Raw genomic sequence first — 13,020 nt, forward strand, 5'->3', positions numbered from 1 at the left:
TATGGAACGTTGGCAATCGATAAAAAATGTGGTGGTCGTAGGGCTCGGAATAACCGGGCTCTCTGTCGTTAAACACCTGAGAAAAACACAACCTCAGTTGCAGCTTAAGGTGATGGATACTCGCCCGACGCCGCCGGGCGCAGACAAACTGCCAGCAGGCATTGAGCTACATACGGGTGGCTGGAATGACGCTTGGCTTAGCCAAGCCGATCTGGTGGTCACCAATCCCGGAATCGCTTTAGCAACCCCACAGATTCAGGCCGTGCTTGCGAAAGGTACGCCTGTGGTTGGTGACATTGAGCTGTTTGCCTGGGCGGCAGACAAGCCAGTGTTGGCGATTACCGGCTCCAACGGCAAAAGCACCGTTACCGACCTGTGTGGTGTGATGGCCAATGCCTGCGGGGTAAAAGCAGCCATCGGTGGCAACATTGGTGTACCTGCTCTTGATTTGTTGCAGCAAGAGGTCGAACTCTACGTGCTGGAGTTGTCGAGTTTTCAGCTGGAAACCACCGCCAGTTTGTCACTGGTGGCGGCGGCGTTTCTCAATCTTTCCGAAGATCACATGGATCGCTATCAGGGCATGGACGACTATCGCCAAGCCAAACTGCGCATTTTCCAACACGCGCAAACCGCCATCGTCAATCGTGATGATGTGCAAACTTATCCGCTCTCGCCGATGCCATTGATCTCGTTTGGCTCTGATGCAGAAGAATTTGGCTTAATCACTTGGCAAGGTCAGTCATGGTTGGCGCAAAACGGTCAGCCCATCTTGCCAAGCAGCGAGTTAAAACTGGTGGGTCAGCATAACGTGGCGAACGTGTTGGTCGTGCTAGCCCTACTAAGCGCGGCAGGAATTGATTATCGAAAAGGGCTGGAGGCGCTGAAGTCTTACACCGGGTTGACACACCGGTGTCAGGTTGTCGCCGATAATCGCGGCATTAAGTGGGTCAATGATTCGAAAGCGACTAATCTGGCCAGCACTCAAGCAGCTTTGTCGGGCTTGCACTGCACGGGCAAGCTCTATCTTTTGGTCGGTGGCGACGGCAAAGGGGCCGATTTTTCACCGTTAGCCCCTGTTTTGGCCAATTTGCCCGTCGAACTCTGCTGTTTTGGTGCGGATGGCGATAAGTTTATGCCTTTGCATCCGTCGGCCAAACGCTTTGAACGGATGGAAGATGTGATTGAGCAGATATCTGTGCAATTGCAATCGGGAGATATGGTGATGCTTTCGCCTGCCTGTGCTAGTTTTGACCAGTTCAGTAACTTTATGGCGCGCGGCGATCGATTCGCTGAACTGGCGCGCCAGTACGCATAGTAATAGGTTCACCGTTTGGTCAAGGCAGCACATTTCAGAACAACTCTGCTCGGATGGTTTGGTCACAGCGCACCAGAGGCGCTGTTTGATCGCCAACTGGTGTGGATCGCGCTCAGTTTAATGTTGATCGGGCTGGTGATGGTCACGTCGGCCTCTTTCCCGATCAGCTCGCGGCTGACGGATCAACCGTTTCACTTTATGTTTCGCCATGCCACGTTTCTTTTTCTGGCATTGGTCACGTCGGCGGTGGTGTTACAAATGCCGTTGGAAAAGTGGCAGCGCTATAGTCCGTATTTGCTTGGCCTCTCTTTCACTCTGCTCGTGGTTGTGTTGCTGGCGGGGAAATCGGTCAACGGTGCATCGCGCTGGATCCCGCTAGGGCTGTTTAACCTTCAGCCTGCGGAAGTCGCCAAACTGTCGCTGTTTATCTTTATGTCCAGTTATCTGGTGCGTAAACAAGATGAAGTGAGAGCGACTTTTTTTGGCGGCTTTATGAAACCGATCATGGTGTTTGCGGCGCTGGCGGTGTTGCTGTTAGGTCAGCCGGATCTAGGCACAGTGGTGGTGATGCTGGTGACACTGTTTGGCATGTTGTTTATTGCCGGAGCAAAGCTGAGCCAGTTTCTCGCCTTAATGGTGGCAGGCGTCAGCGCGGTCGTTGGACTTATCCTGATAGAGCCATACCGAGTGCGCCGAGTGACGTCGTTTCTTGACCCGTGGGAAGACCCGTTTGGCAGTGGCTACCAGTTAACGCAATCCTTGATGGCATTTGGCCGTGGCGAATGGTTTGGTCAGGGCTTAGGTAACTCGATTCAAAAACTTGAGTACTTGCCAGAGGCTCATACCGACTTTGTTTTTGCCGTGATGGCCGAAGAGTTGGGTTTTATTGGCGTCGTGCTGGTGTTGATGCTGATCTTCAGCCTAGTACTGAAAGCGGTATTCATTGGTAAGAAAGCCTTTGAGCATCAGTTTCAGTTTGGTGGTTATCTCGCTTTTGGTATCGGTATCTGGTTTGCCTTTCAAACCTTAATTAACGTTGGTGCGGCTGCGGGGATGGTACCAACCAAAGGCTTAACCTTGCCTTTGATCAGTTACGGTGGCTCCAGTTTGATTATTATGTCGGTGGCGGTCTCAATACTGCTGCGAATTGACCATGAATGTCGGCTGATGCCAGCCGTGAAAAAAGCAGAGTCACAAACACAAGATGAAAAACAATAAACGACTGATGGTAATGGCCGGCGGAACAGGGGGACACGTGTTCCCGGGCTTGGCTGTTGCCAAAAAACTTCAGCAACAGGGCTGGGAAATCCGCTGGCTGGGCACGGCCGATCGAATGGAAGCTGAATTGGTGCCGAAACACGGCGTTGAGATCGATTTTATTAAAGTCAAAGGACTGCGTGGTCAAGGATGGAAGCGCCTACTGGTTGCGCCGTTTCAAATCATCAACGCTATTTTACAAGCGAAAGCGCACATCAAAGCGTGGCAGCCGGATGCGGTACTGGGGATGGGCGGCTACGTCAGTGGTCCGGGTGGCATCGCGGCCTGGCTATCCGGCATTCCAGTGGTGCTGCATGAACAAAACGCGGTGGCGGGTTTAACCAATCAATGGCTGGCAAAAATTGCTAAAAAAGTGTTCCAAGCTTTTCCAGGCGCATTTCCACAAGCTGACGTGGTCGGCAACCCGGTACGCGATGATGTGGTCGCTCTCGCTGAACCGCTACAACGCATGCAAAGCCGCCAAGGGCCAATCCGCATCTTGGTGATGGGCGGCAGTCAGGGCGCACGCATTCTCAATCAAACCATGCCTGCGGTTATGGCGACCTTAGGTAGCGGCTTTGAGATTCGCCACCAAGCTGGAAAAGGTAATGCGCAAGAGGTCGAACAAGCCTACCAACAAGCGGGCGTCAAATACGCACAAGTGAGTGAGTTTATCGACGATGTCGCCGCCGAATATGCATGGGCAGATCTGTTGGTGTGTCGCTCTGGTGCGTTGACGGTATCTGAAGTTTCTGCCGCGGGCGTGGCAGCCATTTTTATCCCGTTTATGCATAAAGATCGCCAACAGGCATTAAACGCAGATCATCTGGTCGCCTGCGGCGCAGCGAAGATGATTGAGCAACCGCAGCTTACCGTGGAAAAGCTGGTGGCGGAGATTCAGCCGCTGGATCGCAACCGCTTACTCGCGATGGCAATAAAGGCCAGAGCCGCGGCGCAGACCAACGCAGACCAAGTGGTTGCCGACGCGATCATCGCGCTGACCAATAAGAATTAAAGAGTACAGATCAATGACGATTCAACATACGCAAGATTTAGCCCAAATCCGAGCCATGGTGCCAGAGATGCGCCGTGTGAAGTCTATCCACTTCATTGGGATTGGTGGTGCGGGGATGAGCGGCATCGCGGAAGTCCTCTTGAATGAAGGCTACCAAATCACCGGCTCTGACATAGCAGAAAATGCGGTGACTGAACGTTTGGCGCAAAAAGGGGCCAAGGTATTTATCGGCCACCAAGCCAGTAATATTGACCAAGCGAGTGTCGTGGTGGTTTCAACGGCCATCAACGAGGCGAATCCAGAAGTGAAAGCCGCTCGTGAAGCGCGTATTCCGATTGTGCGCCGTGCTGAAATGCTGGCGGAGCTGATGCGTTTTCGTCATGGCATTGCGGTTGCGGGCACGCACGGTAAAACCACCACCACGGCGTTAGTGACACAAATTTACTCAGAAGCGGGGCTCGATCCGACGTTTGTCAACGGCGGATTAGTTAAAAGCGCAGGCACCAACGCGCGTTTGGGTTCAAGCCGCATCTTGATCGCCGAAGCCGATGAAAGCGATGCCTCTTTTTTGCACTTGCAGCCGATGGTCAGCATCGTCACCAATATTGAAGCCGATCATATGGACACCTATGGCGGCGATTTTGAAACATTGAAGCAGACTTTCATCGATTTTCTACACAATTTACCGTTTTACGGACAGGCGATAGTCTGCATTGATGATCCGGTGATCCGTGAGCTAATCCCAAAAATTAGCCGCCAAGTGATCACCTACGGTTTTTCATCAGACGCCGATGTGCGTATCGAAAACTATCGTCAAAACGGGCAGCAAGGCAAATTTACCGTGGTGCGTAAAGATCGCGCTAATCTGGATATCACCTTGAACATTCCGGGACGCCACAATGCCCTCAACGCTTCAGCGGCGATTGCGGTGGCAACCGAAGACGATATTAGCGATGACGCGATCTTGGCCGCAATGATTGGCACGCAAGGAACCGGTCGTCGTTTTGAGCACCTCGGCGAATTTGAAACAGGCAATGGCAGCGCCATGCTGGTGGATGACTATGGCCATCACCCGACAGAGGTCGGAGTAACGATCAACGCTGCGCGCAATGGCTGGCAGGAGAAACGCCTGGTGATGATTTTCCAGCCGCATCGCTATAGCCGCACTCGTGATCTCTATGATGACTTTGCCAACGTGCTGGAACAGGTTGATGTGCTGATTATGCTGGATGTCTATGCCGCCGGAGAAAAGCCGATCGCGGGAGCCGATGGTCGTGCGCTCTGTCGCACCATTCGCAGCCGTGGCAAATTGGATCCGATTTTCGTTCCCGACTCGGCCCTGCTTCCGTCAGTGCTTGCGAATGTACTGCAAGATGGCGATCTGGTGCTGGCACAAGGTGCAGGCGATGTTGGCAAAGTCGCTAGACATCTCGCCGCGTTGGAATTGAATATCGCGAAAATGAAATCATTGGCATAAATAGTGGGTATAAATACACAGAGCCGAACGAGGATCGCGGATTTCCGATAACTTGGTTGCGATTTCTTATTATCAGTATTTGATAGTTTATCAGAGCTCAGTATAATCCCAAGGTTAAAGTGCTTGCTTTTCGTATCGCGAATATACAGAGAGAAAAGTCTAACTAAACTCAGTCAGGAAGCGCAAACTTTGACGGAACTGACAGTCGATGACGTTGATTTTCAACGCGAAAATCGGATAAATAAAACGCCTCATATTATTGGCGCTCTGTTTTTGGCCGTCGTTGTTACGTTAATTGGCTCGATTTTATATTCAACATTAAGTTGGATGTGGGACGATCAGCGTCTACCGTTGTCAAAAATGATCCTACAAGGTGATTTGCGCTATGTGACACAAGAAAATGTGCAACGTGCGCTCGCTCGTATTGATCACATCGGCACTTTTATGTCGCAAGATGTCGATGTGTTGCAACAAAGTGTAGAAGCATTGCCTTGGGTTGCTCATGCCGCCGTTCGTAAGCAGTGGCCAGATACCGTAAAAGTGTATCTGACGGAACATAGAGCCGAAGCTATTTGGAATGGTAACGCGCTGCTTAATGAACATGGCATGGTTTTTGATGGTGATATTGCCCAATTAACAGAAGATAAAGTGAAACTTTATGGTCCAGTCGCTAGCGGTCCAGAAGTGCTCAATGTCTATCGGGAAATCAGTCCCGAATTTGCAAAATTGGATTTATCGATATCATCGTTAGTGCTCAATGATCGCAGAGCTTGGCAAATTATTCTGGATAACGGTATTCGGCTAGAGCTTGGCAAAGAATCGTTAGCGGAACGAGTAGCGAGGTTTTTCTCGCTTTACCGCCAGCTAGGTAGTCAGGCGAAGAAGGTCAGCTATGTCGACCTCAGGTATGATACGGGAGCTGCCGTTGGTTGGTTCCCAGAACAAGAGTTAGGACAAGAGAACACAGATGACTAAGACCGCGGATGATAATCTTATTGTTGGTCTTGATATAGGCACTGCAAGCGTATTAGCTCTGGTAGGTGAAATACTGCCTGATGGTCAAATCAATATCATAGGTGCGGGAAGTAGCCCGTCGCGTGGTATGGATAAAGGCGGCGTGAACGATCTTGAATCTGTGGTGAAATCGGTACAGAGGGCGATTGATCAGGCCGAATTAATGGCTGAGTGCCAAATCAGCAACGTATTTATCTCTTTGTCGGGAAAACATATTGCCAGCCGTATCGAAAAAGGTATGGGAACAATATCTGACGAAGAAGTCTCACAGGAAGATATGGATCGTGCTATACATACTGCAAAATCCATAAAAATCGGTGATGAACAGCGTATCTTGCATGTGATTCCGCAAGAGTTCACCATTGACTATCAGGAAGGTATTAAAAATCCACTGGGTTTGTCTGGGGTGAGAATGGAGGTTAGTGTACATCTGATCTCCTGTCACAGTGACATGGCGCGCAACATCATCAAAGCCGTTGAGCGTTGCGGGTTAAAAGTGGAGCAATTAGTGTTTTCAGGGCTTGCGGCAAGTAATGCGGTGATCACTGAAGACGAAAGAGAGCTCGGCGTTTGTGTGGTCGACATTGGTGCAGGCACCATGGATGTTGCCATCTGGACGGGAGGGGCGCTGCGCCACACCGAAGTGTTCTCTTACGCGGGCAACGCGGTGACTAGCGATATTGCTTTTGCATTTGGTACGCCGGTTAGCGATGCTGAAGAGATAAAAGTGAAGTATGGCTGCGCGCTGAGCGAACTGGTCAGCAAAGACGACACCGTTAACGTACCGAGTGTCGGAGGTAGACCATCGCGAAGCTTACAGCGTCAAACGCTGTCGGAAGTGATCGAGCCGCGCTACACAGAATTAATGGGTTTGGTTAACCAGACCATAGAAACGGTGCAATTAAAGCTCCGTCAGGACGGCATCAAGCACCATTTAGCAGCAGGTGTGGTCCTAACGGGCGGTGCAGCCCAAATCGAAGGATTGGTTGAATGTGCGGAACGCGTTTTCCGCAATCAAGTTCGCGTTGGTAAACCGCTGGAAGTGAGTGGTTTAACCGATTATGTAAAGGAGCCGTATCATTCCACGGCTGTTGGATTACTTCATTACGCACGTGATATGCGAGCCAGTGATGATAGTGACTACAACGAGCCCAAACGTTCGGCGGTCACTGGCTTGTTTGGCAAGCTGCGTAATTGGATACAAAAAGAGTTTTAACCTGAGAGTTGCAGGAAAAACGGAGATAACACATGTTTGAACCGATGATGGAAATGTCTGACGATGCTGTAATTAAAGTCGTTGGGGTTGGCGGTGGCGGCGGTAACGCTGTAGAGCACATGGTGCGTGAATCCATCGAAGGCGTGGAATTCATCAGCGTCAACACTGATGCACAAGCGCTTCGCAAGACGAGTGTGGGTAACGTAATCCAAATCGGTGGCAACATCACCAAAGGTTTGGGAGCAGGCGCAAATCCACAAGTAGGTCGTGACGCAGCTCTAGAAGACAAAGAAAGAATTAAAGAAGTACTCGATGGTGCCGATATGGTATTTATCGCAGCTGGTATGGGCGGTGGTACCGGAACTGGTGCAGCGCCAGTGATTGCTGAAGTCGCGAAGGAATTGGGTATTCTGACCGTTGCTGTTGTGACCAAGCCGTTTAGCTTTGAAGGTAAAAAACGTTTAGCGTTTGCAGAACAAGGCATCGACGAGCTATCGAAACACGTTGACTCGCTGATCACCATTCCAAACGAGAAATTGTTAAAGGTGCTTGGTCGTGGTGTCACCCTTTTGGAAGCTTTTGCTAGCGCGAATGACGTACTAAAAAATGCAGTTCAGGGTATCGCAGAGCTGATTACGCGCCCAGGCATGATTAACGTCGACTTTGCAGACGTACGTACAGTGATGTCTGAAATGGGTCACGCCATGATGGGTAGCGGTATCGCTAAAGGTGAAGACCGAGCAGAAGAGGCCGCTGAAATGGCGATTTCTAGCCCGCTTCTTGAAGATATCGATCTTGCTGGCGCTCGTGGTGTTCTGGTGAACATTACGGCGGGTCTGGATATGCGTCTGGATGAGTTCGAGACAGTTGGTAACACGGTCAAAGCGTTTGCTTCGGATAATGCCACTGTGGTTATCGGTACTTCTCTAGACCCAGACATGGCAGACGAAATCCGCGTTACCGTTGTAGCGACAGGCATTGGCAACGACAAGAAACCAGACATTACCTTGGTTTCTGGTGGTAAAGCCAAAGTTGCTCAACCTGTCGTCGCAGCGAAAGTGGAAGAGAAACCGGCACAGAGTATGCAGGAGAGAGCTCAGGTTGCTCCTCAGCCATCCGCGCCAGTCTCGTCTTCCCAAAACTCTGGCAGCCAGAATACGGCGCCGAAGCCAGAGAAAGAGAGCGGCTACTTGGATATTCCGGCATTTTTACGTCGTCAGGCTGATTAATACCCAAGCACAATTTGACACTGTTCAGAATTGTGGTAGCATTCACGGTCGGTGTACTATACGACCGTGTTTTGTAGCACTTTTATCGAGGCAAGCAGATGATCAGACAACGTACTCTGAAGGAAATGGTGAAAACAACTGGTGTGGGTCTCCACTCTGGTCGTAAAGTCACATTGACTCTTCGCCCTGCCGCTGCAAATACCGGTATTATTTATCGTCGTACGGATCTGAATCCGCCAGTCGATTTTCCAGCAGATCCGGCTTCGGTCCGTGACACCATGCTGTGTACCGCACTAGTGAGTGATGACGGTGTTCGCATATCAACTGTTGAACATCTAAACGCCGCACTGGCGGGAATGGGCATCGACAACGTGATCGTTGAAGTCGACGCACCTGAAATTCCCATTATGGATGGCAGCGCGAGTCCATTTGTTTATCTGCTACAGCAAGCGGGTATTGAATTCCAAAATGCGGCAAAGCGTTTTATTCGAATCAAGAAACCTGTACGTTTCGAAGATGGCGATAAATGGGCTGAGTTTGTCCCATTTAATGGCTTCCGCATGGATTTTGAGATCGACTTTAACCATCCAGCCATTGAGTCTGACGAGCAACGTTTGTTGTTTGATTTCTCTTCGCAAGGCTTTGTACGTGAAATTTCTCGTGCTCGTACCTTCGGCTTTATGCGTGACATTGAGTACCTTCAATCGCAAAACCTCGTCTTGGGTGGCAGTTTTGATAACGCTATCGTACTGGATGATTACCGCATCCTAAACGAAGAAGGCTTGCGTTTTGAGAACGAGTTTGTGACTCATAAAGTTCTAGACGCGATTGGCGATCTTTACATGTGTGGTCACGCGATTATTGGCGAGTTCCGCGCTTACAAATCAGGGCACGGTTTAAACAACCAATTGTTGCGTGCAGTACTGGCAGATCAAGAAGCGTGGGAATGGACTACCTTCGAAGAAGAAGCGGGTTCACCGGTTGCCTTTGCTGAACCAAATATGGTTTTCGCGTAAGAGCTACTCAATCGAATTAAAAAAGCCAGACACCTCGTCTGGCTTTTTGCTATTTCGCTACCTATCTATACTTTTGTTTCTATACTTTTATCTGTACTTCCATCCGGACTCATTTACCTCACCGAGGTGGCGAAGTATGTTGTTCCATAGTTTGATGGTGCTACTGGCGAGCAAGGAACAAATAAATGACACGAATATTTGCCGCATGGCAATCTACTGCCGTACCTATTGGCAAAACTGAGCTCCGGGGCAGGTTGAAGTGCAGAATATCGGGTATGTGATGGCAACGTCTTCGATGGGATGCTTCACTCGAACGGTGAGATCGCATGACGAGTCACCATTAATCTGCGCAATAAATGCACTGTAAGTTGCTTATTAACTAGAGCTCAAGGAACTTTCGCTTGATTTAGGTGCTGAATCCTCCACCAATATCATTAAAAACTTCAAAGCGCTTCAAACAATTGGGGTTAACAATGGTGGTAAAAAAGAAAAATCCTTACACTAGGCAGCATTATTTCCAATTTTAGTCTTGAAAATCCTACCTGACAGTACAATATCTGAGTTACATGATTTATCTCAGTATCCTTAGTTTAAGACTGGTAGAGACTGAAGGCATTTATCGTAGATCACAGATGATCTAACAAAGAGAGATTCATAACAAATGATAACTAAGCTACTGACAAAGGTTATTGGTAGTCGCAACGATAGAACACTGCGTCGCCTTAGAAAGATTGTTAAAGAGATCAACAATTACGAGCCAACGTTTGAGGCTCTGTCTGATGAAGAATTAAAAGCAAAAACCGTTGAATTCCGCCAACGTCTTGAACAGGGCGAAACGCTTGACCAACTGCTGCCTGAGGCATTTGCGACGGTGCGCGAAGCGTCAAAACGAGTTTATGGTATGCGCCACTTTGATGTACAGCTCATTGGTGGCATGGTGCTCAATTCGGGACAAATTGCAGAAATGCGTACCGGTGAAGGTAAAACACTGACGGCGACATTACCTGCTTACCTGAATGCCCTGCCTGGAAGAGGTGTTCATATTGTTACTGTTAACGATTATCTTGCCAAGCGTGATGCTGAGACCAACCGACCACTATTTGAATTCCTAGGCATGACCGTTGGCGTCAATGTTCCTAACATGCCACATCCGGCGAAGAAAGAAGCCTATCAAGCAGACATTCTTTACGGTACTAACAACGAATTTGGTTTTGACTACCTACGTGACAACATGGCGTTTCGCAATGAAGACCGTGTGCAACGTGCGCGTTTCTTTGCGGTGGTCGATGAAGTGGACTCGATCCTGATTGATGAAGCACGTACGCCGCTGATTATTTCTGGTCCTGCGGAAGACAGTTCTGAGCTGTACACGCGGATCAATGCGCTCATTCCGCTGCTGCAAAAGCAGGACAAAGAAGACAGCGAAGAGTACCGTGGCGATGGTCACTACACCGTGGATGAGAAGTCCAAGCAAGTTCACTTGACTGAAACCGGGCAAGAGTTTGTTGAAGAGCTGATGGTGAAAAATGGCTTGATGGAAGAGGGTGATACACTGTATTCACCAACCAATATCAGCCTCTTGCATCACGTTAATGCTGCGCTTCGTGCCCATGTTCTGTTTGAGAAGAATGTCGATTACATCGTCAATGACGACGGCGAAGTGGTGATCGTTGACGAACACACCGGCCGTACTATGCCAGGTCGTCGTTGGTCTGAAGGTCTTCACCAAGCGGTTGAAGCGAAAGAAGGCGTTAAGATCCAAAACGAAAACCAGACCTTGGCTTCGATTACATTCCAGAACTACTTCCGCTTGTATGAAAAACTGTCGGGCATGACAGGTACCGCAGATACCGAGGCATTCGAATTTCAGCAAATCTATGGTTTGGAAACTGTGGTTATTCCAACCAACAAACCAATGATCCGTAACGATATGCCAGATGTGGTTTACCGCACTGAAGCGGAGAAATTTGCTGCAATCATTGAAGACATCAAAGAACGCGTTGAAAAAGGTCAACCGGTTCTGGTGGGTACGGTGTCAATCGAAAAATCAGAGCTTTTGTCCAACGCGCTGAAGAAAGCCAAGATCAAACACAACGTGTTGAACGCCAAGTTCCATGAGAAAGAAGCGGAAATCGTCGCCGAAGCAGGTAAACCAGGGGCTGTGACCATCGCGACCAACATGGCCGGACGTGGTACCGACATCGTGTTGGGTGGCAGTTGGCAAGCAAAAGTTGAACAGATGGACAACCCAAGCCAAGCGCAGATTGAGGCTATCAAAGCGGAATGGAAAATCGTTCATGACCAAGTGCTAGACGCGGGTGGCCTACACATTATTGGCACCGAACGTCATGAATCTCGTCGTATCGATAACCAGTTGCGTGGCCGTTCTGGTCGTCAAGGTGATGCTGGCTCTTCACGTTTCTATCTGTCGATGGAAGATTCCCTGTTGCGTATTTTCACCTCTGATCGCATGGCGGCCTTGATTCAAAGCGGCATGGAAGAGGGTGAAGCAATCGAATCGAAAATGTTGTCTCGCTCGATTGAAAAAGCGCAACGTAAAGTGGAAGGGCGCAACTTCGATATCCGTAAGCAATTGCTGGAATACGACGATGTGGCCAACGACCAACGTAAAGTGGTGTACGAGCTGCGCGATGAGTTGATGGGCTCTGATGACATCAGCGAAATGCTTGAGCACAATCGTGTTGATGTACTGAATAATGTGATTGATGAGTACATTCCTCCGCAATCATTGGAAGACATGTGGGATCTGCTTGGCCTGCAAGAGCGCTTGAAGAACGATTTCGACCTCGATGCGCCAGTGAAACAGTGGTTGGAGCAGGACGATAAACTGTATGAAGAAGCGCTACGCGATAAAATCATCGATCTCGCGGTAGAAGTCTACAAAGCGAAAGAAGAAGTGGTCGGTGCACAAGTGCTGCGCAACTTCGAAAAATCAGTGATGCTGCAAACGCTAGATACCTTGTGGAAAGAGCATTTGGCGGCGATGGATCACTTGCGTCAAGGGATCCATCTGCGTGGTTATGCGCAGAAGAACCCAAAACAGGAATACAAGCGTGAGTCGTTCGAGCTGTTTGAAGGTTTACTGGAAACACTTAAATCTGACGTGATTATGATCTTGTCAAAAGTGCGCGTTCAACAACAAGAAGAAGTGGAACGTATGGAAGCCCAGCGCCGAGCGCAAGCAGAAGAAGCGGCTCGCCGAGCACAAGCGCAACACGCTGCGGCAGATAACCCACTGGCAGAGGGCGATGAGCACGTTTCTCATCAACCAGCAGTGCGCGATGAGCGTAAAGTTGGACGTAACGAACCTTGTCCTTGTGGCAGTGGCAAGAAATACAAACAGTGTCATGGTCAGATCAACTGATCTTGACAATATAAGTACAAAGAGTCGCTTAGGCGGCTCTTTTTGTATCAGTGAGATATCACCCGACGATAGTAGCGGGGAACATAGAGAAAGGGG

Annotated in this window: 9 protein-coding genes; all 9 read left to right on the plus strand. The window is 49.4% G+C overall.

All coding sequences use genetic code 11. The features are described 5' to 3' along the window. Nucleotide 1 precedes the first annotated feature (1 nt). The 9 genes from murD to secA all read left to right on the plus strand — a co-directional run bounded on the left by murD (nucleotide 2) and on the right by secA (nucleotide 12,924). Nucleotides 2-1,315 (plus strand): UDP-N-acetylmuramoyl-L-alanine--D-glutamate ligase, encoded by a 1,314-nt coding sequence (murD, locus tag UF06_RS07545; RefSeq protein ID WP_045569890.1) that lies wholly within the window; start codon nucleotides 2-4, stop codon nucleotides 1,313-1,315. A 45-nt stretch (nucleotides 1,316-1,360) separates the two neighbouring features. Continuing rightward, nucleotides 1,361-2,533 (plus strand): cell division protein FtsW, encoded by a 1,173-nt coding sequence (ftsW, locus tag UF06_RS07550; protein ID WP_139046301.1) that lies wholly within the window; start codon nucleotides 1,361-1,363, stop codon nucleotides 2,531-2,533. Further along, a complete protein-coding gene (gene murG / locus UF06_RS07555) occupies nucleotides 2,520-3,587 on the plus strand; it encodes an undecaprenyldiphospho-muramoylpentapeptide beta-N-acetylglucosaminyltransferase (RefSeq protein ID WP_045569892.1) in 1,068 nt (355 codons plus the stop codon). Before ftsW ends, murG begins: the two co-directional genes overlap by 14 nt. A gap of 13 nt (nucleotides 3,588-3,600) precedes the next feature. Beyond that, the gene (murC, locus tag UF06_RS07560; RefSeq protein ID WP_045569893.1) at nucleotides 3,601-5,064 is read left to right on the plus strand and encodes a UDP-N-acetylmuramate--L-alanine ligase; all 1,464 of its coding nucleotides are present in this window, start codon (nucleotides 3,601-3,603) and stop codon (nucleotides 5,062-5,064) included. Nucleotides 5,065-5,262: 198 nt separating this feature from the next. Then, nucleotides 5,263-6,039: a cell division protein FtsQ/DivIB gene (locus UF06_RS07565; protein ID WP_045569975.1), complete on the plus strand. Its 777-nt coding sequence runs from the start codon at nucleotides 5,263-5,265 to the stop codon at nucleotides 6,037-6,039. Next, a complete protein-coding gene (gene ftsA, locus UF06_RS07570; protein WP_045569894.1) occupies nucleotides 6,032-7,294 on the plus strand; it encodes a cell division protein FtsA in 1,263 nt (420 codons plus the stop codon). Before UF06_RS07565 ends, ftsA begins: the two co-directional genes overlap by 8 nt. 32 nt (nucleotides 7,295-7,326) lie before the next feature. Beyond that, entirely contained in the window at nucleotides 7,327-8,523 is a 1,197-nt protein-coding gene (ftsZ, locus tag UF06_RS07575) for a cell division protein FtsZ (RefSeq protein ID WP_045569895.1), read from the plus strand. Between the two features lie 98 nt (nucleotides 8,524-8,621). Beyond that, nucleotides 8,622-9,539, plus strand: a complete 918-nt coding sequence (gene lpxC, locus UF06_RS07580; RefSeq protein WP_039424002.1) for a UDP-3-O-acyl-N-acetylglucosamine deacetylase — start codon at nucleotides 8,622-8,624, stop codon at nucleotides 9,537-9,539. Between the two features lie 661 nt (nucleotides 9,540-10,200). Then, nucleotides 10,201-12,924 (plus strand): preprotein translocase subunit SecA, encoded by a 2,724-nt coding sequence (gene secA / locus UF06_RS07585; protein ID WP_045569896.1) that lies wholly within the window; start codon nucleotides 10,201-10,203, stop codon nucleotides 12,922-12,924. Nucleotides 12,925-13,020 lie beyond the last annotated feature (96 nt).

This window comes from Vibrio sp. S234-5 (genome assembly GCF_000960595.1).
Classification (GTDB): Bacteria; Pseudomonadota; Gammaproteobacteria; order Enterobacterales; family Vibrionaceae; genus Vibrio.